The following is a 23,281-nucleotide window of genomic DNA, read 5'->3' as shown; positions in this document are numbered from 1 at the left end:
GTGTCGGCACAGGCGGCATTCAGCCCCGACCGATAGCCTGTGCGCCGACCACCGGTCCGTCCTGGGAAGCCGCCTCGCTTCCGGGATGACCCCACCGAGATGCCGCCCCTGGTCGCGGCCTGGAGGAACACGTGCGCAAGCCCCTGCTCGTCACCGGAACCGCGATGTCCGCAGCCCTGCTCCTGGTGGGCTGCTCGGGAGGCGGAGGACTGCGCTCCGTCGAGATGACGGATGAGGACCGCGCCGCCGGTGAGGCCCCCTCGATCGACTACGAGACCCCCATCAAGGTCGAGGGCAACGAGACCAAGGTCCTGGACGAGGGCGACGGCGAGGACATCGACCCCGGCGACACCCTGATGGTCCAGATGTCGATCTACAGCGGCGGCGACAAGTCGGAGCTGGGGGAGTCCTACTCCCAGCGCGCCGGTCAGGTCCTCACCTTCGACGATGACCTCAAGGAGCGGGTCCCGGAGCTCTACGAGGCCATGGAGGGCATGAAGGTCGGCGGCGTCGTGGCCTACTCCTCGGACGCCACGGCCGGGCAGAGCGGCACCGAGGGCGATGACTCCACCGCAGTGGAGGTCTACGAGATCATCGACGAGGTGCCCAGCGGCATCGACGGCGAGATGAAGGAGTCTCCCGACGGGCTGCCGGCGGTCACCGAGGGGGAGGACGGAACCCCGCAGATCGCCAAGCCCGAGGGCAAGGCCCCGTCCGAAGTCACCTCCGAGTACCTCATCGAGGGCGACGGCGAGGAGATCGGCGAGGGCGACACCGTCGTGGCCGACTATGTCGGCGTGCGCTGGGAGGACGGAGAGGTCTTCGACTCCTCCTACGAGTCCGGCTCCCCGGCGGCTCTTCCGCTGGACACCATGATCCCGGGCTGGGCCGAGGCCCTCGAGGGCAAGAAGGTCGGCTCGCGGGTCATCATGTCGATCCCCGCCGAGAAGGCCTACGGCACCGCTGAAGAGCTCGGCGAGGACTCCGAGTACCCGGCCGGCGACCTCGTGTTCGTGGTTGACCTGCTGGCCTCCTACGACACCCCCGAGCCGGAGCCCCTGCCCGATCCCACCGCCTCCGTGGTCAACGAGGGCGACGGCGCGGAGGTCGAGGACGGCGACACCCTGCTGGTGCGCACCTCGCCGGTCGCGGACGGCGAGCCGCAGCAGGAGCAGGACCAGGTCATGCGCATCGACGACGACCTGGCAGAGAGCGATCAGTTCCTCCACGACCAGCTCGCCGACGCCAGGGTCGGGACCTCCGTGGACATCACCTCCAGCGCCGACGACGGCACCGGGCAGGTCCAGGAGACCACCGTGCGCTACACCGTCCAGGAGATCTTGCCGGACTCGCCCGAGGGCGAGATGGCCGCCAGCACCGACGGCCTGCCGCAGGTCTCGGAGGGCGAGAGCGGCACCCCGCAGATCGAGAAGCCGTCGGGCGAGGCGCCGGATGACGTCGTCACCCAGACGCTGATCGCAGGCGACGGCGCCGAGGTCAAGGCCGAGGACACCGTGGCGGTGGACTACGTCGGCGTGCGCTGGGAGGACGGCGAGGTCTTCGACTCCTCCTACGAGCGAGGCGTCCCCACCGCGTTCCCGCTCTCGGCCGTGATCCCGGGCTGGTCGGAGGGTCTGGAGGGCCAGAAGGTCGGCTCGCGCGTGCTGATCTCGGTCCCCGCCGACAAGGCCTACGGCACCCAGGAGGAGGTCGATGCCGACGGCAGCGGCAGCCCCGCCGGCGACCTGCTGTTCGTCGTGGACATCCTCGGCGCCACCGAATCCGCCGAGCAGCCGGAGGCGCCGGCGACCGGCGACGCGACGGACGGTGCGGAGGATTCCGCGACCGCCGACGACCAGGCGTCCGCCGAGGGCTGATCCGCAGGCCGCTGATGGTCAGGTCCGGCTATCCTGGTCGCACAGTCCGCGTCGCATCGGTCCAGGCCGTGCGACCGTCGATCTCCCACCCCAGAGATCCCCCATCCGAACCCCCAGGAGGAAACCGTGTCCTTCGGACAGCGAAATCTCGACCGCTCCAAGCCCGAGGTGGACTTCCCCGAGGGCGATGCCCCCACCGAGCTCGTGTCGATCGACCTGGTCGAGGGCAAGGGCGCTGTGGCGGAGCCCGGCAAGCAGGTCTCCTGCCACTACGTCGGCGTGGCCCACTCGACCGGCGAGGAGTTCGACGCCTCGTGGAACCGCGGCCAGCCGCTGGACTTCACGGTCGGCATCGGCCAGGTCATCGAGGGATGGGACCAGGGTCTGCTGGGCATGCGCGTGGGCGGACGCCGTCGTCTCGAGATCCCGTCGTCCATGGCCTACGGGGAGCGCGGCGCAGGCGGCGCCATCGGCCCGAACGAGGCCCTGATCTTCGTCGTCGACCTCGTCGACGTGCGCTGACCCAGCAGTGCCTGCCGACCAGCGCCGACGCGCTACGGAGCGTCGGCTGAATCTGATGCTCGCGCTGCTGTACCGCGAGCGGGGCTACACCCGCGCGGAGCTGCGCGGGGTCGTGCCCGACTACCAGGAGGCCACGACCGACAGCGGCTTCGAGCGGATGTTCGAACGCGACAAGCAGGAGCTGCGCGCCCTGGGCTTCCCGATCGAGGAGGTCCCGGAGTCGCTGCTCTTCGAGGACGACGCCACCTTCCGCTACCGGATCCCGCGCGGCTCCTTCACGCTGCCTCCGCTGCGATTCACCGCAGAGGAGACGGCTGTGCTCGGCCTGGCCGCCAACGCCTGGACCGAGGCGTCGCTGGGCACCGTGGCCAGGCGCGCCCTGCGCAAGCTCGAGCCCGTGCTGGAGGCCTCGGCCGTCCAGGACGAGCCCTCGCCCATGATCCAGCCCACCGTCACGGTCCAGGAACCGGCCTTCGCTCCGCTCATGGAGGCCGTGCTGCGTCACCGCCAGGTGCGCTTCGACTATCTGGCGGCCTCGACCGATGAGCAGACGCATCGTCGGCTCGAGCCGTGGGGCGTCGGCTCCCGGTTCGGCTCGTGGTACGTGACGGGCTGGGACCTGGACCGCCAGGCCGAGCGCACGTTCAGGCTCTCGCGCATCGTCTCTGAGGTCCGAGCCACCGCCCAGACCTTCGAGCCCCCGGCCGGGTTCTCCATGAACGACCGCCTGGATGCGCTCGAGGCCTCACCGGCACTGGGATCGGTCGCCGTCGACGTGGCCCCGGGCCGAGGCCAGATGCTGCGACGCATGGCCTCTGCCGAGTCGCTGGGCGCCGGGACCGATGGCCGAGACCGCCTGCTGGTGCCCGTCACCGAGCCGGAGCGCGTGGCCGACGAGGTCGCCGCCGTGGGCCCGGACGCCTTCATGCCGTCGCCGGAGCTCGCGGACCTGCCGGAGGCCGACCCGCTGGACGCCGAGCTCGGCGCCGCAGATCCGCTGGAGGCCCTGCTGCAGCCGGGCCAGCCCGAGCCGCGGCTGCAGACCCGCGTGCGCGCCAGCGTGCTGCGCCGCCTGCGCGGGGCGGCTCAGTTCCAGCAGCGCCTGCGAGGAGCCGAGGTCGACTGGAACCGCCCCTCGCGGCGCTCCCGGCGCACCTCCACGTCGTCGTCGGAGCACCTGGCGCGGCTGCTCGAGATCGTGCGCTACGTCTACGGGCACCAGGGCGTGGACATCAGCGAGGTCGCCGAGCACGTCGAGGTCGACGTCGACCAGGTGGTCGAGGACCTGGGCCTGCTCTTCGTGTGCGGACGTCCCGGGCACACCCCGGATCAGCTCATCGAGGCCTCCTGGGACGGCGGGCCGGTCAACGTCTCGAACGCCGAGGAGATCTCGGACCCGGTGCGCCTGACCCAGCCCGAGGCCGCCGCGCTGATGATCGGGCTGCAGACGCTGCGCTCCCTGCCCGGCGAGCAGACCCCGGCCATCGACTCCGCGCTGCGCAAGGTCGCCGAGGCGGCGGGGGAGCCGGCCACGGTCGTGGACGCCGTCGGAGCACGTGCTGACACCGCCCTGGCCGCGGCCTCCCTGGAGGCGGCCGGCCACGACGAGCCCGAACCGCTGCCGGAGATCACTGCGTGGTCGGCCGCCCAGGACCCGATCGACTCGCTCGTGGATCTCGTCCGCGGGGCGATCGACGACCGCCGCCGTGTGCGGATCCAGTACATCGTGGCCTCGCGCGACGAAGTCACGGAGCGGGAGATCGACCCCCTGCACCTGACCTCGTCCAACACCTACTGGTACGTGATCGCGTGGTGCACCAAGGCGCAGGCGCTGCGCGAGTTCCGCCTGGACCGCGTGCGCTCGGCCCTGGTGGTCGGCGATGCCGAGGTCCACGAGGACCCCGCCTCGCGTCCGCAGTTGCGCCCCCGGGACCCAGCGCTGTCCGCCGAGACGGAGATCGCCCTGGTCACCGACCGCCGCAGCCGTTGGATCGCCGATCAGTACCGGGCCACGCGCACCGCGGTCGTCGAGCTGCCGCCGCTGGAGGGGGTGGCCGCGGAGGAGGCTGCCGTCGAGGAGGCCCCCGCCGCTCGAGGGCGAGGCGGGCGCCCGCCGGTCGAGTTCGAGGCCGCGCAGATCTCCTTCACCACGGCGGAGCAGGCCTTCTCGCTGGTCACCCGCTACGGCGGGCAGCTCGGCGCGCTGGCCCCGCCGCCGGTCGTCCAGGCCGGGGAACAGTGGGTGAACACCGCCATGGCCCCCTATCTGGATGCGGCCGATGATCAGGAATCGGAACTAGGGTGAGCGTCATGTCCTGGTGGATGTGGCTCCTGCTGTGGACCGGGCTCGTGCTCGTCGCGGCAGTGTTCCTGGCGGCACTGCTGTGGTTCGCCTGGCGGCGGCTTCTGGCCGCGGTGGGCGAGCTCGACAGGCTGGGGGCCGTGATCGAGCGGGTGGGGTCGCAGCATCCCTCTGGGTCCGCCGGGCGGACCCGGAGCCTGGCGGTGCGGGGCGCGTCGGACGTGTTCACGCCGGTGCGCGAGGCCAGGCTGAAGTATCGTGAAGACAGTCACAGACGACGCTCCGAGCGCGTCGAGCGCCGCATCGCGCGGCGGGCGCTGAGAGCTCAGCCGCAGAGGGTCCAGGACCTGCACGCGGCACGAGGAAAGGAACTCCCGAATGGGTAAGCTCTTCGACAACCCGATGTTCATCGTCCTGATCCTGCTGGTCATCGTCCTGCTCTTCGGGGCTCCCAAGCTGCCCGGAATGGCCCGCAGCCTCGGCCAGTCCATGCGCATCTTCAAGTCCGAGGTCAAGGAGATGAAGGACGACGGCAAGGACTCCAAGGGGGAGAACGAGTCCACGATCGTCGACGGCGAGACCGTGCGCGAGTCCGGGACCAGTACCAGCACGGGCACGAACGGCTCCACGGCGGCGGACAGCGCCTCGAACTCGGACGGCACCGTCCGATGACCCCGGGGCTCACCGCCCCGTCAGCTGACCTCCGGGCCGAAGTCCCTGCGGACTCCGGCCCGGTTCGCCTGCCGCGGCGAGTCCGTCGCCGCGGCCCCCAGGGAGATCGACGATGACCGAGATGCAGCCGGAGAAGCCCGCCGGGAGGCCCTCAGCCGCGGATCGGCGCGAGCAGCGCCGCGTGCGCAGCCGCCGCCGCAACCCCCAGGCGCAGATGGCGCTCACCGAGCACCTGCGCGAGCTGCGCAACCGCCTGATCAAGGCGGCCATCGGACTGGTGGTCGGCATGATCCTGGGCTTCGTGGTCTACAACCCGTTCATGTCCTACATCACCGAGCCGCTCACGGCGGTCGCGGAGGCCCAGGGACAGGAAGCGGCCGTCAACTACAACTCGGTCGGCGGTCCGTTCAACCAGATGGTCCAGGTCGCGCTGACCCTGGGCGTCATCATCTCCAGCCCCGTCTGGCTCTACCAGATCTGGGCGTTCATCATGCCTGCGCTGCAGAAGAAGGAGAAGCGCTACGCCTACGGCTTCCTGCTCGCGGCGGTCCCGCTGTTCCTGACAGGCTGCGCCGTGGCCGTGCTCGTGCTGCCCACCGCAGTCATCGCGCTGACGTCGTTCACGCCCACCGGCGGCACCAACCTGATCGGCGCCGACGTCTACGTCACGTTCTTCATGCAGCTGATCCTGACCTTCGGCATCTCGTTCGTGCTGCCGGTGCTGCTCGTGGGCCTGAACATGCTCGGTCTGCTCAAGGGCCGGACCATCCTGCGCTCATGGCGCTGGGTCGTGATCATCGTGCTGATCATCTCGGCCATGGCGGCGCCGGGGCCGGACATGATGACCATGTTCTACCTGGCCGTGCCGCTGCTGCTGCTGTTCTTCCTGGCGGTGGCGCTGTGCCTGCTGCTCGACCGCCGCAAGGCCAAGCGGGCGGCGGCCCGTGAGGCCGAGACGGGTCTCGGCGCAGACAGCGCGACCTCTGCTGAGGACCTCAGCGCCATGGGGCGCACCGACGAGAAGAGCTGACCCGATCCGATCGGTCTGCCTCAGCGCCGCGTGCCTGCCGGCGGCCGCAGCCCCCGACAGCCCCGCACCCGCACCGGCGGGCGCGGGGCTGTCGTCGTCGGGTCGTAGGGTGGGGGCATGTCCAGTCCAGCCGAGCGATACATGGCAGCCAAGGCCCGCACCTCCGAGGCCAGGACCTACCGCAGCCGCTTCGCGGCCAGCCTGGACTTCGAGCTCGACGACTTCCAGATCGAGGGCTGCCGTGCGCTCGAGGAGGGCCGCGGCGTCCTGGTCGCAGCACCCACCGGCGCCGGCAAGACCGTCGTGGGGGAGTTCGCCGTCGACCTGGCGCTGCATCGCGGGCAGAAGGCGTTCTACACCACGCCCATCAAGGCGCTGAGCAACCAGAAGCACTCGGACTTCGTGCGCCGCTTCGGTGCCGAGCGCGTGGGGCTGCTCACCGGCGACACCTCGATCAACTCCGAGGCGGACGTGGTGGTGATGACCACCGAGGTCCTGCGCAACATGCTCTACGCGGACTCGCCCACCCTGAGCAACCTCGGCTTCGTGGTCATGGACGAGGTCCACTACCTGGCCGATCGCTTCCGCGGCGCCGTGTGGGAGGAGGTCATCATCCACCTGCCGCCGCACGTGCAGATGGCCTGCCTGTCCGCCACGGTCTCCAACGCGGAGGAGTTCGGCGATTGGCTGGGCGCCGTGCGCGGGGAGACGGACGTGGTGGTCTCCGAGCACCGTCCGGTGCCGCTGTGGCAGCACATGCAGGTCGGCACCGAGCTGATGGACCTGTTCGTCACGGACACGGTCGAGCAGGCCGCCGAGAAGGCCGAACGGCTCGAGCGAGCGCGAGAGGCCGGGCTCGAGGCCCGGATCGAGCCACCGGCGGTGAACCCCGAGCTGCTACATCTGGCCCGCTCCCAGGCCTCCGGACGGCGTGGTCCGGGTGGGCGGTCCCGAGAGCGCATGCGCCAGAAGAACGGCCGAGGGCGCGGCGGGCACGGACGGGACGACCGCGGACGCGGCTCCGGGCGCGACGACCGCGGCGGCTCCATCCCGCGCATCAGCCGCCCCCACCTTCTCCGACAGCTGCAGAGCGAGGGCCTGCTGCCGGCGATCACGTTCATCTTCTCCCGAGCCGGCTGCGACGACGCCGTGACCCAGTGCCTGGCCGCCGACCTGCAGCTGACTACCGAGGCCGAGCGGCGCACCATCCGCGCTGTGACCGCGGAGGCGGCCGCCTCGCTCAACGACGCCGATCTGGACGTCCTCGGCTTCCGACAGTGGCGGGACGGCCTGCTGCACGGCGTGGCGGCCCACCACGCGGGGCTGCTGCCGCTGTTCAAGGAGGTCGTGGAGGAGCTGTTCACCCAGGGGCTGATCAAAGCCGTGTTCGCCACCGAGACCCTGGCGCTGGGCATCAACATGCCGGCGCGCTCCGTGGTGCTCGAGCGCCTGGACAAGTTCAACGGCGAGGCCCGCGTGGACATCACGCCGGGGGAGTACACCCAGCTCACCGGACGCGCGGGGCGCCGAGGGATCGACGTGGAGGGCCACGCGGTCGTGCTGTGGCGGCCCGGCACGGACCCCCAGGCCGTGGCCGGGCTGGCCTCCAAGCGCACGTACCCGCTGAACTCGAGCTTCCGGCCGACCTACAACATGTCGGTCAACCTGATCGCACAGTTCGGCGCCCAGCGCACCCGCGGGATCCTGGAGTCGTCGTTCGCCCAGTTCCAGGCCGATCGCTCGGTCGTGGGCATCGCCCGGGAAGTGCGCCGCAATCAGGAGGCGCTGGCCGGCTACGAGGAGTCCATGACCTGCCACCTGGGCGACTTCACGGAGTACGCGGCGCTGCGCAGGGAGCTCAAGGACACCGAGAAGTCGGCCGAGAAGGCCCGCTCGCACACCCGGCGCACGGAGGCCGCGGCATCGCTGCAGGACCTGCTGCCCGGCGATGTGGTGGACATCCCCACTGGCCGCAACCGGGGCTTCGCCGTGGTGGTCTCCCCGGATCCGCACTCGCCGCAGCCGCGGCCGTCGATCGTCACCCACGACGCCCACCTGCGACGCCTGGGCGCTCAGGATCTCGAGGGTCCGCTCGAGCCGATCTCGCGCATCCGTCTGCCCAAGCGGATCGCGGTCTCCTCGCTGAAGGAGCGCAAGGTCATCTCCGGGGCCATGCGCTCCGCGCTGCAGGAGGGCGTGCCTCCGCGGACGGGAGGCCGCAGCGATCAGCCGCGCTTCGCCCGCGGCGGCTCGGGCTCGGAGGCGCGCATCACGGAGCTGCGCCGGCGCCTGCGCGAGCACCCCTGCCACGGCTGCAGCGACCGCGAGCAGCACGCCCGCTGGGCCGAGCGCTGGGAGCGGCTGCGCCGCGAGACCGACCGCCTCATGCGCCAGCTCGACGGACGCACGAACGCGGTGGCCGCCCGCTTCGACCGCATCACCTCGGTGCTGCACGAGCTCGACTACCTCGAGCGCCGTGACGACGAGCTGCGGCTGACCCCGGCCGGGCAGAGCCTGCGGCGGATCTACGGCGATCGCGATCTCCTGCTGGCCATGGGCCTGCGCGACGGCATCCTGGACGGGCTGGACCCGGCGTCCATCGCCGCTGTGGCCACGGTCTTCACGTATCAGGCCAAGCGCCAGGACGCCGGTGCGCGGCCGCGACTGCCCTCCGCCAAGATCGAGCAGGCCGTCGCCACCGCCGTGACGCACTGGACCCGGCTGACCGATCTGGAGGAGCAGCACCGCGTCGATCAGACGGCCGAGCCCGAGCTCGGCATGGTCGGACCCATGCACCGCTGGGCCCGCGGCGGCTCCCTGCGCGCCACGCTCGAGGACACCGAGCTGGCGGCCGGCGACTTCGTGCGCTGGACCAAGCAGGTGATCGACCTTCTCGATCAGGTGGCCTCGATCCGCGGCCTCGACGCCCAGACACGCACCGGCTGCCAGCGCGCCGTCGACCTGATCAGACGCGGCGTGGTCGTCCAATCCGTCCTCGAGGACCCTGAGCCCTGAGCCGCACCGAGCACCGACAGGCCCCCGCACCGATCTGCAGGAGCGCTGACCGGCTCGCAGCAGTGACGGGGCACGGAGCACTGAGCCGTCCGCCGGGCGTGCCGAGTCCCCTTTCGACTTCCCGAACCTCTCGAAGGAGCACCATGTCCCAGCAGTCCACCGCGCGAAGCCCCCTCGAGGGTCCTGTCCTCTACCGCCGAGGCTCCGTCTACACGACGGTGGATCCGGGAGCCTCGGCGCTGATCGCCGAGGGGGATCAGGTGGTCTGGGTCGGATCGGAGCAGGCAGCTGACTCGCTGCAGGACGAGCGGATGCAGGTCGTCGAGCTGGACGGCCGGCTGATCACCCCGGCCTTCGTCGACAGCTCCGCGGATCTGAGCCGCAGCGCGCACCCGAGCGCAGCGGCGGCGCTCGGGCTCGGAGCCGTGGTGCACACCGGCGGTCTGCAGGATGCCGAGGCGCTGCGGAGCTGGGTCGAGGCGGCGCAGCAGGGCCGTGCCGCGCGCGTCCTGCTGTGGCCGAGCCTCGATCCGCAGGATGACGTCGCCTCGGTCGTCGAGCAGATCCGTGAGCGCTTCAGCGCTGCGCTGGTCGGCCTCCGGCTGCCGGTGGCGGACGCTGACGCCCAGGCCGTGGCGTCGTTCTGCACGGCCGTGTCGCAGGAGTCTCTGGCCCCGGCGCTGGCCGTCAGCCGCGCCGACGAGCTGGCGATCGCGCTGGAGGGCCTCGAGCTCGTGGCGAGCAGCGCGGGGGAGCGCACCGCCCACGCCATGGGCGTGCGCGTGGACCTCGTGGGTGCGGTGGAGCTGACCCAGCGCGACCTCGAGCGCCTCGCCGCCGCTTCCGTCACGCTGTGCCTGGATCCCTCGGTCGAGGCGCCGGTGGCCGAGCTCTACCGGCAGGGCATCCCGGTGGTCTGGGGCACGGGCGCCGCTCTGCTCGACGGCTGGGAGGCCGTGCGAGCCCTGCTGCACCACCCCGATCCGCAGCAGCGCATCTCCGCGAGGGCCGCCTTCGTGGCCGCGACCCGCGGCGCCTGGCGGGCTCTGGGCGGAGGACATCCAATGGCCGGGCAGCTGGCCTCCGGAACACCGGCCACCTACGCCGTGTGGGAGGTCGAGGCGCTGATGGTCCAGCAAGCCGAGGGCACCGGCGCCTCCTGGAGCACCGACCCCCGGGCCCGCACCCCGCTGCTGCCGGCGCTCGAGGACGAGGCGAGCCCGCGCTGCACGCAGACCGTCGTGGACGGACGCATCCTCCCGCTGAGCTGAGGCATTCCGACGCCCCGTCACCTACCCTGGGAAGACGCTCGGTGATCCTGTGCCGGGCCTGTCGATGCCGGGGCCCTGCGCCTGGTCGTGGCAGAGTCGGAGCACAGCGGACTGATCAACGGCTGCGTCGGGACCTGTCGTCGCATTCGAGGGTCCTGGCGCGTCCGCGACTAGACTGACCGTCTTGCACCGGCTCGTCGCCTCCCGGCCCGGCACTGCACCCAGCAGGGCTCGAGGAGGCGCACCATTCCCGGTCGGTGCGGGGCCTTCCGCAGGATCGGCCCTCGATGTCCTGCTCGGTGCACTTCGGCGAAAGGATGCGCGCAGCGTGCGTTCCCTCATCATCATCCCCACCTACAACGAGCGCGAGTCGCTGCCGACCGTCATGGACCGACTGCGTCGCGCCGTCCCGCAGGGCGATGTCCTCGTCGTGGACGACAACAGCCCCGACGGAACGGGCGAGATGGCAAATCGCATGGCCGAGGCCGATGCGCAGATCCACGTCCTGCACCGCACCGAGAAGAACGGCCTGGGCCAGGCGTACATCGCCGGGTTCCGCTGGGGGCTGGAGCAGGGCTACGAGATCCTCGTGGAGATGGACGCGGACTGCTCCCACCAGCCAGAGGAGCTGCCCAAGCTGCTGCAGGCCGTCGAGAACGGCGCCGACCTGGCGATCGGCTCGCGCTACGTGCCGGGCGGCTCGACGGTGAACTGGCCGTGGATCCGCAAGTTCATCTCCCGCGGCGGCGGGATCTACGCCCGCTTCTTCCTGGGCTCGAACATCCGGGACATCACGGCCGGCTTCCGCGCCTTCCGCGCCGAGACCCTGCGAGCCATCGACTTCACCTCGGTGACCTCGCGCGGCTACTGCTTCCAGATCGACCTGGGCTGGCGCACCGAGCTCGCCGGCCTGCAGGTCGTCGAGGTCCCCATCACCTTCGTGGAGCGCGCCGAGGGTGATTCCAAGATGAGCGCCGACATCACTCGCGAGGCCATCGTCAACGTGGCCAAGTGGGGCGTCACCGCTCGCGCCAAGGTGCTGCGGGACAAGGCCCAGGGCCTGCTCGGACGCTGAAGCCCCCGCGCGGGAGGCTCAGTAGCCCCCGCGCCCATGACGAAGGCCGCCCCCGAATCGGGGGCGGCCTTCGTCATGGGCGCACTGATCGGTCCACAGCGGACCTGTCAGAGGCTGCGGCTCAGAGAGCGTGCAGCTCCCGGTAGTGCTCGAGGCGCTGCTGGAGGATCTCCTCGAGCTCCTCCGTGGTGCGCCGCTCCATGAGCATGTCCCAGTGGGTCCGCTGGTGCTTCTCGTTGGGGTTCTCCGGCTTCTCGCCGTCGACGATGATGGCCTCCTGGCCGGTCTTGGTGTACCAGACCTGCGGGACCTCCGCCTCCATGGCGAAGGTCACGAAGACCGACTCGCCGGACGTGGTGCGGTACTCCACGCGCTGACGCGAGGCGGGCTCGACGCCGGCCTCCGACTCCATGGACTGCGAACCGAGGCGCATGCCGCGAAGGCTGCGATCGCTCATCGGATGTTTCTCCTGTCGGTGGGGGTGTCGGTGGGAAGACCTCTGCTGGAAGACACAGCACCGCGACGTTCGAGTCTATTCCCGAGACGTCGCGGTGCTGATGCCTCCCACGCGCTCTCGGCGCGTCCTCTTCCGTGGTCTGCGGCCGCTGGGGTCAGCGCTGCGGGGGCTGACCGTATCCGTCGTGCCCGCTCGGGCGGTAGGGATCGCGGCCGTGCTGCTGAGGGCGCTGCTGGCCCTGGTAGCCCTGCTGAGCCTGCGGGTGGGGCTGCTGGCCCTGCTGATCGAACGGCTGGTCCCGGCCCTGAGGGGCGGTCGCCTGGTGAGGGCGCTGGGCGCCGGCGCGGGTGTCTTCGCCGGGCAGCTTGGCGTTGAGGTCGACCGGGGCGTTCGGGTCGATGGTCTCGGGGCCGGGGACCTCGTAGTCATCGGGGTCGGTGAAGCGCTTGGAGGGGTTGAGGTCCTCGTCGGTGACCTTGACCAGGCCCTCGTCCTCCTTGGCGCGGCGACGAGCCTCGGCCTCCTGCTCGTCCTCCTCCTCCATGACCTCGCCCCAGTCCGGTCCGGCGTCGGGACGGCCCAGGAACTCGCCCACGCCGCGCAGGGCATCGCCGAGCTCAGCGGGGATCATCCACACCTTGTTCGCGGAGCCCTCGGCGACCTTGGGCAGGGTCTGGATGTACTGATACGCCAGCAGCTTCTGCGTGGGCTTGGCACGGTGGATCGAGTCGAAGACCTTCTGGATCGCCTGGGCCTCGCCGTCGGCGCGCAGGATCGCGGCCTTGGCATCGCCCTCTGCGGAGAGCACGGAGGCCTGGCGCTGACCTTCGGCCGTGAGGATCTGGGACTGCTTCTCGCCCTCGGCAGTGAGGATGGCCGCGCGACGGTCGCGCTCAGCGCGCATCTGCTTCTCCATCGAGTCCTGGATGGAGGCCGGGGGAGTGATCTCCTTGATGTCCACGCGCGAGACCCGCAGGCCCCAGCGGCCGGTCGTGGAGTCGAGCACGCCGCGCAGCTCCGCATTGATCTTGTCGCGGGAGGTCAGCGTCTCCTCGAGGTTCAGACCGCCGACCACGTTGCGCAGCGTCGCGGAGGTGAGCTCGTCGACCGCATGGATGTAGTTGGTGATCTCGTAGGTGGCCGAGCGGGGGTCCGTCACCTGGAAGTAGACGACGGTGTCGATGCCGACCACGAGGTTGTCCTCGGTGATCACCGACTGCGCCGGGAAGGACACGACCTGCTCGCGCAGATCGATCATGGGCAGCAGCCGGTCGATGAACGGGACCAGGATGTGCAGGCCGGGGGACAGGGTGGACTGGTACTTGCCCAGTCGCTCGACGATGCCTGCGCGGGCCTGCGGAATGATCCGCACCGCCTTCAGCAGGATCACCACAGCGACCACGACAAGGATGACCAGCAGGATGATCGTGGCGATCATGGAGCTCTCCTCGTGACGTCGGTGTTCGGGGGGGCGTTCGGATCAGGGGCGATCGACGGGCCGGCCGCGGCGGCTCAGGCCCGGTGCACCGCGGGATCGATGGCGGGGGCGCTGCGTTCGACCCAAACGGTCGCGCCGTCGACGCGATGCACGTAGGCGGTCTCGCCCACCGGGATCTCCGGACCCGAGGTCCGGGCGGTCCAGACATCTCCGTGGAGGCGGACCAGGCCGGTGGCCGAGGTGACGGGCTCCAGGACGGTGCACTCGGAGCCGGGCAGACGGTCGGCGTTGGAGAGACCGTCGCGGCCCGGGCCTCGGTGCAGCCGGGCGAGGATGCGCGGGCGCACGAGGAAGAGCAGCAGCAGGGACACGGCGACGAAGACGAGCACCTGGACGACCACGCCTCCGCCCAGGGCAGAGGCACCGGCGGAGGCCAGGGCGCCGACTCCCAGCATCAGGAAGGTCAGGTCGAGGCTCAGGATCTCGATCACGATCAGCACAGCCGCGAGGATCAGCCACACGATCCATCCGCTGTCGGCGAGCATCTCGAGCATCGGGCGGCCTTCCGTCGTCGGTGATCCGGGTCTCCATCCTGCCAGAATTCGCATTCGAGAACAGGCAGGTCCATGCGTGTGTCGTCGATTCCCCGAGATCGCGTCGTCCAGCAGGGGAGTGGCGTCACCCTCTGTTCATCTGGCGTTCATCCGCTTATCATCTGGGGATTCCGTTCGACGTCCGCACAGGAGCGACCATGAGACCCATCGCCTCGATCGCAGCTTCGGCTGTGGGTGCCGGCGTGACCGGCATGGCGGCGGGTCTGATCACGCTGTCGGCGGTGCAGTCCAACATGCCTGCACTCATGGCGCATCTGATGAAACCGGTGCCGGATCTGGCGGGCCGTCGGGTGCTGCTGTGCACGGGGGAGACGGATCACCGCACCCGCGGCACGGCTGCGGACGAGGCCCAGCAGTGGCGTCGGGCACTGGAAGCCGAGCACGACACCCCGGCGATCCTGGTGGACCTGCGCACGGACGCCCGCTGCTCGGCGCGCCGACGGGCGCAGGTGCGAGCGCTGGCGGAATCCGTCCCGGCGGATCACCAGCGGGAGTTCGTTCTCGGCGACTCGGTGCCTGCACAGGCACGATCCGTGCAGGCGCGCACCGGGGCCTCGTCGGCCGAAGCTCTCGGCTGAGGCCGGGCGCTCAGGAACCCTGCGAGTCCTCGTCGGAGTCCGACTGCTGCGGCTGATCGCCGATGATCTGCCCGAGAGGATCGACGCGCGGCGGGCGCAGGATGCTGCGGGAGACGTTGCGGTAGTCGTAGCGCCCGAGGAGCTGGGCTGCTTCCTCGTCCTCGAGGTCGTAGGCATGCGCGAGCATGCGGACGTTCTCCGTGTAGAAGGCGTGCAGCTTGTCCACGCCCTTCAGGAACTCGATTTCCTTGCTCATGGTCGGTGTGCGGCCTCTCCGGAAGATCTGCGGCTGGATCCGAGGCGTAAGCGCCGATCGGACCGTGACCACCGTAGTCCGAACGCCGCAGAAACTCCCGTCCCGGAGCATGGTTCGCCCGAAGACGGAGGCGTCCTGCGGGTGCGGTGCCGGGGATCCAGAGGGTCGCTCGATCCTGCACCTCGTTCGCCGATAATCTACATTATGTAAAGTTAGGCTGAGCGGAGGGCTCGACGCCGACCGGATGGCCCCTCCCTCGCAGGCGGTGGGCATTCACTCGAGGCGTGCCTCGGAGTGCTCGGCTTGTGCGCGGTGCGCCGGCACGCGGCGGCGCGGGGCGACGACCTCGCCGCGGGCCGCCTCACGCCGGATCTCTCCGCGCGATGCTCGACGCCGCCGGGCGGTCTCGGCTCCGCCCTGCAGTCTTGCCTCGATGATCTGTCTGCGCTGGCGCCTGTGTCGCTCCATGCTCCCGACTCGCCGCGCGTGCTCACCGCCAGCTGTGTCGTCCTAGGCGGCAGACGGCATTCCGTGCGGGCTGCCGCACCGCAAAGGCCATGACGGCTTCGCATAACCCGCTCGGAAATATCCTCCGCATGGTGCGCGCTCTGCGCGCGGGAAATCGGATATTCCGCTGCCGCGGCGCATTGGCCGGCCCGTGAGGGCTCCTGGAAGATGCCACCCGGAGCTCTTCTGAGCTATTCTTCTGACGGTCGGGATATCCTTATCGCCCTTGGCCTGACAGTCATGCGGTGCCGCATCTGCCGTCGCATGATCTCGCCCACGTCAATTCCGTGTCGTAGTAGACAAATAGAACGACACGAGATGGCGGAGGCAATCCTGGTGCTCGTCAGCATTCAATAGACCAGTATCGGCGACTCCCCCGGCCTCGATTCCCGAGGATTCCGGGGAGATGCCCGACGCTCCCCCGCAGGCCCATTCTTCCGTCGCGCTTTTCGATAGTATGTTCGAGTCGCCGACCGAGTGATCGATCCGCTGATCGACTCCCCCGGTCTCGGTGACCCGCCCGTCGTCGCCGACCCGAAGGACTCCGCCGCCATGGCTCTGCCTCCCCCGCCCGTCGAGATCCCGCTGCAGGAGGCCGTCGCGCGCTTCCTGGCCTCGGTGGATCGACGGGCGCGTGTGCAGTCGCTGTCGGCGGCCACGGCCAAGAACTATCGCGTGGATCTCGAGCGCTTCCTGGAGCTGCTCCCCCGCGCGAGCGAGCACACCGCGGAATCCGTCACCGGCCAGGACGTGGACGAGGCCCTGCTGCTGTTCGCCGGCACCGCGGATCACCGGCGCAAGCCGGGGCTCGGCGAGCAGAGCGGGGACGTCCGCCGCCGGATGGCCGCCACCGCGCGGGAGGCCAAGTCGGCCGGGTCGACCCTGCGGATGCGACGCTCCCTGTCGCGGTTCTTCGCGTACTGCACGGAGCAGTCCTGGGCCACCGTCTCCCCCATGGCCGCCTCCGAGCTGATCCCCCAGGGCGAGGACCCCCTGCGCGTCGAGCGGACCTCCCTGGACATCGAGGAGGCCCAGGCCCTGCTGCGCCACGGCCCGGGCACTCGGGAGTCGAACCGGCACTGGGACCGGGACGCCATCGCGCTGGGGCTCATGATGGTCGTCGGGCTGCGCGCCGGGGAGATCGTGCGGCTGGATGCGGATCACCACTCGCCTGCCGGTCCGGCGGGTCCGGCTCGGGTGACGGTCTACGGGAAGGGCCGCAGCACGCGGGTGGTCCCGATCGCGGCCTGGATCGACGAGCTGATCTCGTCGTATCGAGCCCGCCTGGGTCCGGAGGCGCCTGCGCCGCTGCTGCTCTCGGCCACCGGGCGCCGCCTGGCCGTGCGCGATATCGAGCGCCTGCTCGAGCGCGCCGTGCAGCGCACCCGAGCCGCCGAGCCGCGCCTGGCCCGCGGCGTGGTCCCCCACGGGCTGCGCCACACCGCGGCCACGCTGATGCTCGCCGACGGCTGGGACGTCAAGGTCGTCGCCCGGCTGCTCGGGCACAGCTCCGTGTCCACCACGAGCCGCTACCTCGACGAGCTGCCCGGAGAGCTCTCGGCCGCGATCGACGCCCACCCGCTGCGGCCCTGACGGACCGGCGGCCCCGATCGCCGTGAGGGGACCGGGGCCGCCGTCGACGGGGGCGCGTGCGAGATGCGAGTGCGGCCGCTCATGGCTCGCACGTCCCGGTGTCCGGAGGACTCAGGCCAGCCTGCCGGTGGTCGGGAAGCGGTCCCATACGCGATGGCGCGTCAGTGCCTCCTTCACGCCGGTGAGCACGCCCTGGGGCGTCTGCGCCACGGTCACACCGGCGCCGTCGGCCATGCCCAGGGCCCCCAGGGTGTCGATGCCGGTGCCCCACGCGCCCATGGGCTTGGCCTGGCGCCAGACCTCCTGCAGGAGCAGACTCGCACGCGGATCCACCTCCTGGGGGCTGGGCGCAGCGGCCTTGGCGTCCAGGCCCTGGGCGGCATCGGGTCCGGGCAGGGGGTCCGAAGCCACCAGAACCGCATCGAATTCGACCGAGCGGGCTGTGAGCAGCGTGCGCTGGGCGACCACATCCCCGGCTGCGGTGCCTCCGGTGGGGGCGATCACCAGCGGAACCATGCCGGCGCCGTCGATCTCGCGGATCACCTGCGCCAGGGAGTCGCCGTCCACGCGGCTCCCGACCAGGATGCCGATCTGGCGCCCGTCGACCGGCCAGGTCCTCCCCAGCTGCGACAGCGCCGGGGATGGCTGGACGTCCTGGGCGGGCGCCGTCGTGGGCTCCTGCTCGGGCAGGCCGAGGCCCTCGGCCACTGTGCGGCCCAGCTCCGCATCGATCGCCGACAGATGCTGCAGCTGGCGGATGCGCACGTTCTCATCCCAGCACTTGCCGAGCTCGAACATGTATCCCTGCGCGGTGTGCTCGCGCTCGATCTCGCTGAGCGAGAGCCAGAACATCCGGGCCTGACTGAAGTGATCCTCGAAGGACTGCGGGCGGCGACGCTCCTTGACCGATTCCGCGATCGGCTGCGCCACGTCGATGAACGGCCGCTGCGAGTCGGGCGTCTCGAACGGATTGCCCCCGTCCAGCGAATTCGGGCGGTAGGGCGCGACCCCGGAGTGCACGGCGGACTGGTGCATGCCGTCGCGCAGCATGTCGTTGACCGGGGCATGCGGGCGGTTGATCGGCAGCTGGGTCCAGTTCGGCCCGCCCAGCCGTGTGATCTGCGTGTCCAGATAGGAGAACAGCCGCCCCTGCAGGAGCGGGTCGTTCGTCACATCGATGCCTGGGACCAGGTTGTTCGGGTTGAAGGCGACCTGCTCCGTCTCGGCGAAGTAGTTCGAGGGATTGGCTGTGAGCGTCATCAGCCCGACCGCCTCGACGGGGGCAAGCTCCTCCGGCACGAGCTTGGTGGGGTCCAGCAGGTCGATCCCCTGGAAGGTCTCGTCCTCGGTGTCCGGGAAGACCTGGACGCCCAGCTCCCACTGCGGATGTGCTCCGGCCTCGATCGCATCGGCCAGGTCGCGTCGGTGCATGTCGGGATCGGCGCCGTTGATCAGCTGCGCCTCCTCCCACAACACGGAGTGCACGCCCAGCCTGGGCTTCCAGTGGAACTTCACGAGCGAGGTGGAGCCGTCGGCGGCCACGAGGCGGAACGTGTGGACCCCGAAGCCCTCCATCATCCGCAGGGAGCGCGGGATGCCGCGGTCGGCCATGTTCCAGATCGTGTGATGCTGCGCCTCCGTATGGAGGGAGACGAAGTCCCAGAAGGTGTCGTGGGCGGACTGCGCCTGCGGGATCTCCCGATCCGGATGGGGCTTGGCCGCGTGGATGACATCGGGGAACTTGATCGGATCCTGGATGAAGAACACCGGGATGTTGTTTCCCACCAGGTCCCAGGTGCCCTCGTCGGTGTAGAACTTCGTGGCGAATCCGCGGGTGTCGCGGGCCAGATCCCCCGAGCCGCGTGAGCCGAGCACGGTGGAGAACCGCACGAAGACGGGAGTCTGCTTCCCCTCGGCGAACACCCCGGCGCTGGACAGGCGGGAGGCCGTCCCGTAGGACTCGAAGACGCCGTGGGCACCGGCACCGCGAGCATGGACCACCCGCTCGGGGATGCGCTCGTGATCGAAGTGCGAGACCTTCTCGCGGAAGTGATGGTCCTGCAGGAGCGCGGGTCCGCGGCGCCCCGCCCTCAGGGAGTCCTCGGAGGTGCTCAGGCGGGTCCCGTGCGCGGTGGTGAGGAACTCGCCCTGCTGGGCTCGGGCGCCCTCGGGAGCGCCGGTCTGCTCTCCGGTGGCCGTGCGAGTCTGCGGGGCGGACTGATCGGGCTTGGGAGGCAGCGGGCTGCGCGGCTGGACGGGCTCCTGCGCGGATGCCGGTTCGGAGCCAGGGACCCCTGGCACCTGAGGAAGCTCGGGGCGGTGATCTGACATGGCGGATCCTCCTGACATCGTCGCTGTGCCGGCCGGGGCTGTCGGCCGCCGGCCCGCCTCCTGTCTATCCGTCCGCAGCCTGATAAGTAAGGAGGCTGACTGGATTGCCAGGGAATCCGGAGCTGCAGGTGAGGTGCGCCACATAGCCCCCGTGTCGCATGGACTCCGCCTGCAGTCCATCCCGGGCGTCTTGGCGGCCGGGGATTGCACCGCGATCCCCTTCAAGCAGATCGTGGTCGCCCAGGGCGCCGGCGCCACCGCCGGGCTCTCGGCATGGGACCACCTGATCCGCACCCAGGCCGTCGTCCCGGCCTCCCTCCCCCGGAAGGCAGCAGGGCCCGTCGCCGTGATGGCGACGGGCCCTGCTGCATGCTGCGGGAGCATCGAGCTCCAGCGCGGATCAGTGCCGCCGGTCCCGGTCCTCCTGCGCCCGCCTGCGGCCCTCGCTGGTGCGCTGCGCCTCGGGGTCCGAGCGGTTCTCGGAATGCTTGTCCTCCCGGTCGGCCTGCTCGTCCTGATCCTCCTGGTCCTGCTGCTCATCCTCCTCGTCGCGGTACTCGTCGAGCTTCTCGCGCTGCTCTTGGCCGCGCTTGGAGTAGGTCGCGATGCGCACGGCTTCGGCGTCGTCGAAGTTGGAGCCCAGGGCGCCGGCGAGCATGCCCATGGACACGGACAGGGACGTGATGGCGATGTAGTCCCACGGCCCGGGTGCGTACCCCAGCTGCCCGGCCAGGAAGTCGGCGTCGATCACGATCAGCGAGAGCAGCCCCAGGGCGGCGAACAGCACGGCGAAGAACGCGATGATGCTCAGCAGCACCGTCACGAACGTGGCGATGTTCTCCACGAGCGCTCGACCCGAGCCGGTGGCCGCACGGTCGCGGAACCACAGCTTGTTGCGCGTGATCAGCCACAGGGTGAAGGTCACGATCATGATGGCCGCTATCAGCACATGCCGCACCGGGCTCAGTGCCACGGAGAGGCTCCAGATGCTGCCGAAGAACACGCCGAACCCGCCCGAGGCCATACCTGCGGCGATGCCGCCGCCCAGCGCCGTGATCAGACGTCCCGGGCGGTTGGCGCGCACCATGCCCGAGACCTGGCGCAGCCGAGCCGTCGGACCCGGGCGCACCAGGTAGTGCACGCCCTCCTCCAGCCCGGCTCGGGAGACCAGTCGGGAGAGCCGCAGCGCCTCGATGAGCTCATCGCCCTCGACCGGGCTGTGCGCGTCGCGGGCGCTCGTGGCCACCAGATCCACGATCAGCTCGAGGGCCGAGGACTTCAGCCCCACCGCACCCAGCGACGGGAGGGAGACCATGGCCGAGCGGCCTGCCTTGTCGACCTCGGCGACGACCGGAACGCGGTCCAGGGCGCGCGGGAGATCAGTCGCGTAGACCAGGTAGCGCCAGCCGTGGCGGTCCAGGATGTCCGGGGCGCGATCGCTGAAGGGCACGGTGCCGTCGTCGTTCAGGGGGAAGGTGACATCGCTGACCTCGGTCTCCCAGGGCGTGCCCGTCCTGCGGGTGAGCTGCTCGGCGATCCTGCCGGCGAGCGCGTCGATGACCTTCTGGGGCACGCCGGGGTCTGCGAGCAGTCCGAGAACCTGGGTTCGATAAGCCATCTGCTCATTCTGGCATCCTGCTGCCGCGGCTCGCTCCGGATGCGTCCGAGGATCAGCAAGTCACGGCCACCCGTTGTCGGGCCATCACCCGGCCGCGGTGGCTGGGGAGCATGTCATCAGAGTCGATCGCATCTCATCCGGACCGCCTGCTCCCGGCGGATCCGGCCACCCGCTCCATCGAGACCTTTGAGAAGTTCGGCGCCGACACCGGCCACGACATCCCGTTCCGGATGGAGTGCACGCGCTCCCTGCAGCCGCTGCTGGCGGACTTCGGCAACGCGAAGGGCTTCAACCTGGTCCTGTTCACGATCGACGGGACCGTGTTCTCCCGCGAGATCGCCCCGCTGGCCGGGTTCTACCCGTCGGTCTACGTGGGCGCCCCGTGGTGGTTCATCGACGAGCCCGATGCCATGCACCGGTGGCGCAGCGCGATCACCGGCACCGCCGGCTTCACCCGTTCCTCCGGGCTCATCGACGACACCCGCGCGTTCACCTCGATCCCGGTCCGCCACGAGGCCTCCCGGCGCACCGAGGCCTCGTTCCTGGCCAAGCTGCTGGCCGAGCACCGGATCACGGAGGATCGCGCCCAGGAGATCATCGTCGACGCCGCACTCAGGAGGGCCTTCAAGCTGTGAGGGCGCAACCGCTGAACCGCACCACCCACCCGCAGGCCCCGGCTGCCCCGGTGCGCATCGTGCACCTGGGACTTGGCGCATTCCACCGGGCGCACCAGCTCTGGTACACGCAGCACTCGGAGGCGGATCCTTCCGATCCGCAGTGGGGCTTCGCGTCCTTCACTGGCCGCTCGCCGCGCATGTCGGATCTGCTGTCCGCCCAGGACGGGCTGTTCACCCTCATGGTCCGCGGACCCGAGTCCGACGAGCCGGAGATCATCGGCGCCCTGAGCGATCCGCGCGCCGCCGATGATGTGCGGCGCCTATGGGAGCTGCTGGCCGCGCCGTCCACCGCCGTGGTGACGCTGACGATCACCGAGGCCGCCTGCAACCTCGGCCCGGAGCTGTCCTTCGACGCCGCCGAGGAGACCGTGGCCGCCGATCTGGAGACTCTGCGCGCGGCCTTCGCGGCCGGCTCCTTCGACACCGATGCCGTGGGCGTGCCGGCCTCGCCGGCGGCCAAGCTCGTGGTGGGCCTGGCCGCGCGCCGCGCCGCCGAGGCCGGGCCGATCGCCGTCGTGTCCTGCGACAACCTCTCGGCCAACGACCGGGCGGCGCACCACGCGATCCAGGGCCTTGCCGCCGAGCTCGACCCGCAGCTCGGCCAGTGGATCGAGCGCAGCGTGTCCTTCGTGGGCACCTCGATCGACCGCATCACCCCTGCCACCGAGGACTTCCTGCTCGACGACGTCGCCCAGGCCACCGGGTTCGCCGATCAGGCCCCGGTCGTCACCGAGCCGTTCAGCAGCTGGGTGCCGCAGGGCGAGTTCCCCGCCGGGCGCCCCGAGTGGGAGCGCGCCGGTGCGGTGTTCGTCGAGGACCTCGAGCCGTTCGAGCGCCGCAAGCTGTGGCTGCTCAACGGGGCGCATTCGCTGCTGGCCTACGCCGGGCAGCTGCGCGGGCACGAGACCGTCGAGCAGGCCATCACCGATGAGGTCTCCCGCCAGCAGGTCCTCGAGTTCTGGGACGAGGCGGCGCATCACCTCACTACCCCGGGCCTGGACGTGCCGGCCTACCGGGAGGCGCTGCTCGAGCGCTTCGAGAACCCGCGCATCCGGCACAACCTGGCCCAGATCGCAGGCGACGGCTTGACCAAGCTGCAGATGCGCGCTGTGCCCGTGCTCAAGGCCGGGCGCAGCGGCGAGATCGCAGCGCGCATGATCGCCGCCTGGACCGTGTACGTGGACGGGCGCGACGAGCTCAGCGACTCCCGGGCCGAGCAGGTCCTCGAGGCCTCTCGCAGCGAGGATCGGATCCGCTCGCTCGTCGGGCTCCTGGACGCGCAGCTGGCCGAGCAGCCCGAGGTGATCGAGCAGATCACGGATCTGGCGCAGGCCCTGCGCGACTGAGCCTCTGCGCGGCCGAGCCCCTCTCGGGGCAGCCGAGCACAGCACGGGAACTGGCCGCAGCCGCCTCCGGGCGACTGCGGCCAGATCTGTGTCACCTCTGAC

The 23,281-nt window shown here is 70.6% G+C and carries 18 protein-coding genes and 1 pseudogene; 13 read left to right on the top strand and 6 right to left on the bottom strand.

Going from position 1 to position 23,281, the window contains the following annotated elements; translation table 11 throughout:
- The first annotated feature begins 131 nt into the window (after positions 1 to 131).
- The 9 genes from QSJ40_RS07470 (at position 132) to QSJ40_RS07430 (ending at position 11,764) form a co-directional block, all read left to right on the top strand.
- Complete coding sequence (locus tag QSJ40_RS07470; protein ID WP_278855359.1) at positions 132 to 1,877, top strand: FKBP-type peptidyl-prolyl cis-trans isomerase; 1,746 nt, start codon at positions 132 to 134, stop codon at positions 1,875 to 1,877.
- A 126-nt stretch (positions 1,878 to 2,003) separates the two neighbouring features.
- The gene (locus tag QSJ40_RS07465; RefSeq protein ID WP_006215715.1) at positions 2,004 to 2,399 is read left to right on the top strand and encodes an FKBP-type peptidyl-prolyl cis-trans isomerase; all 396 of its coding nucleotides are present in this window, start codon (positions 2,004 to 2,006) and stop codon (positions 2,397 to 2,399) included.
- 55 nt (positions 2,400 to 2,454) lie between these two features.
- Entirely contained in the window at positions 2,455 to 4,704 is a 2,250-nt protein-coding gene (locus tag QSJ40_RS07460; RefSeq protein WP_206390203.1) for a WYL domain-containing transcriptional regulator, read from the top strand.
- Positions 4,701 to 5,087, top strand: coding sequence for a hypothetical protein (locus tag QSJ40_RS07455; protein ID WP_285729876.1), 387 nt, complete (start codon positions 4,701 to 4,703; stop codon positions 5,085 to 5,087). The genes QSJ40_RS07460 and QSJ40_RS07455 overlap by 4 nt, the downstream gene beginning before the upstream one ends.
- Positions 5,080 to 5,373 carry a Sec-independent protein translocase subunit TatA gene (gene tatA / locus QSJ40_RS07450; RefSeq protein WP_006215712.1) on the top strand — a complete coding sequence of 98 codons (294 nt, stop codon included), beginning with the start codon at positions 5,080 to 5,082 and terminating at the stop codon, positions 5,371 to 5,373. The genes QSJ40_RS07455 and tatA overlap by 8 nt, the downstream gene beginning before the upstream one ends.
- A gap of 112 nt (positions 5,374 to 5,485) precedes the next feature.
- Positions 5,486 to 6,403: a twin-arginine translocase subunit TatC gene (tatC, locus tag QSJ40_RS07445; RefSeq protein ID WP_082803378.1), complete on the top strand. Its 918-nt coding sequence runs from the start codon at positions 5,486 to 5,488 to the stop codon at positions 6,401 to 6,403.
- A gap of 117 nt (positions 6,404 to 6,520) precedes the next feature.
- Entirely contained in the window at positions 6,521 to 9,418 is a 2,898-nt protein-coding gene (locus QSJ40_RS07440; protein ID WP_053447412.1) for a DEAD/DEAH box helicase, read from the top strand.
- 143 nt (positions 9,419 to 9,561) lie between these two features.
- Complete coding sequence (locus QSJ40_RS07435; protein WP_053447411.1) at positions 9,562 to 10,689, top strand: amidohydrolase family protein; 1,128 nt, start codon at positions 9,562 to 9,564, stop codon at positions 10,687 to 10,689.
- A 328-nt stretch (positions 10,690 to 11,017) separates the two neighbouring features.
- On the top strand, positions 11,018 to 11,764 hold the full coding sequence (locus QSJ40_RS07430) for a polyprenol monophosphomannose synthase (RefSeq protein WP_053447410.1): 747 nt from the start codon (positions 11,018 to 11,020) through the stop codon (positions 11,762 to 11,764).
- Between the two features lie 121 nt (positions 11,765 to 11,885).
- On the opposite strand, the gene QSJ40_RS07425 is transcribed toward QSJ40_RS07430, so the two are convergent.
- The 3 genes from QSJ40_RS07425 to QSJ40_RS07415 form a co-directional block, all read right to left on the bottom strand.
- On the bottom strand, positions 11,886 to 12,221 hold the full coding sequence (locus QSJ40_RS07425; RefSeq protein WP_006215707.1) for an RNA polymerase-binding protein RbpA: 336 nt from the start codon (positions 12,219 to 12,221) through the stop codon (positions 11,886 to 11,888).
- Between the two features lie 154 nt (positions 12,222 to 12,375).
- On the bottom strand, positions 12,376 to 13,659 hold the full coding sequence (locus QSJ40_RS07420) for an SPFH domain-containing protein (protein WP_053447409.1): 1,284 nt from the start codon (positions 13,657 to 13,659) through the stop codon (positions 12,376 to 12,378).
- A gap of 74 nt (positions 13,660 to 13,733) precedes the next feature.
- Positions 13,734 to 14,213 (bottom strand): NfeD family protein, encoded by a 480-nt coding sequence (locus QSJ40_RS07415; protein WP_053447408.1) that lies wholly within the window; start codon positions 14,211 to 14,213, stop codon positions 13,734 to 13,736.
- A 197-nt stretch (positions 14,214 to 14,410) separates the two neighbouring features.
- Here QSJ40_RS07415 and QSJ40_RS07410 point away from each other — a divergent pair, with 197 nt between their 5' ends.
- Positions 14,411 to 14,851 carry a hypothetical protein gene (locus QSJ40_RS07410; protein ID WP_137802413.1) on the top strand — a complete coding sequence of 147 codons (441 nt, stop codon included), beginning with the start codon at positions 14,411 to 14,413 and terminating at the stop codon, positions 14,849 to 14,851.
- Between the two features lie 10 nt (positions 14,852 to 14,861).
- On the opposite strand, the gene QSJ40_RS07405 is transcribed toward QSJ40_RS07410, so the two are convergent.
- Positions 14,862 to 15,107: a hypothetical protein gene (locus tag QSJ40_RS07405; RefSeq protein WP_006215703.1), complete on the bottom strand. Its 246-nt coding sequence runs from the start codon at positions 15,105 to 15,107 to the stop codon at positions 14,862 to 14,864.
- 1,059 nt (positions 15,108 to 16,166) lie between these two features.
- Here QSJ40_RS07405 and QSJ40_RS07400 point away from each other — a divergent pair.
- Positions 16,167 to 17,207: a tyrosine-type recombinase/integrase gene (locus QSJ40_RS07400; protein ID WP_144421634.1), complete on the top strand. Its 1,041-nt coding sequence runs from the start codon at positions 16,167 to 16,169 to the stop codon at positions 17,205 to 17,207.
- 111 nt (positions 17,208 to 17,318) lie between these two features.
- Here QSJ40_RS07400 and QSJ40_RS07395 read toward each other — a convergent pair whose 3' ends face one another.
- Complete coding sequence (locus QSJ40_RS07395; protein WP_006215701.1) at positions 17,319 to 19,538, bottom strand: catalase; 2,220 nt, start codon at positions 19,536 to 19,538, stop codon at positions 17,319 to 17,321.
- Between the two features lie 400 nt (positions 19,539 to 19,938).
- Positions 19,939 to 21,156 (bottom strand): MFS transporter, encoded by a 1,218-nt coding sequence (locus QSJ40_RS07390; RefSeq protein WP_053447405.1) that lies wholly within the window; start codon positions 21,154 to 21,156, stop codon positions 19,939 to 19,941.
- Positions 21,157 to 21,338: 182 nt separating this feature from the next.
- On the opposite strand from QSJ40_RS07390, the pseudogene QSJ40_RS07385 reads away from it, so the two are divergent.
- Positions 21,339 to 21,791, top strand: a pseudogene (locus tag QSJ40_RS07385) (glucuronate isomerase); the annotation flags it as partial.
- Entirely contained in the window at positions 21,788 to 23,179 is a 1,392-nt protein-coding gene (locus tag QSJ40_RS07380; RefSeq protein ID WP_285729859.1) for a mannitol dehydrogenase family protein, read from the top strand. The pseudogene QSJ40_RS07385 and the gene QSJ40_RS07380, both read left to right, overlap by 4 nt.
- Positions 23,180 to 23,281: the final 102 nt, after the last annotated feature.

Source organism: Kocuria sp. NBRC 114282 (assembly GCF_030268385.1).
In the GTDB taxonomy this organism is placed as follows: domain Bacteria; phylum Actinomycetota; class Actinomycetes; order Actinomycetales; family Micrococcaceae; genus Kocuria; species Kocuria palustris.
Note: the sequence above shows the minus strand (reverse complement) of the source record. Positions and strands in the feature narration are given on the sequence as shown.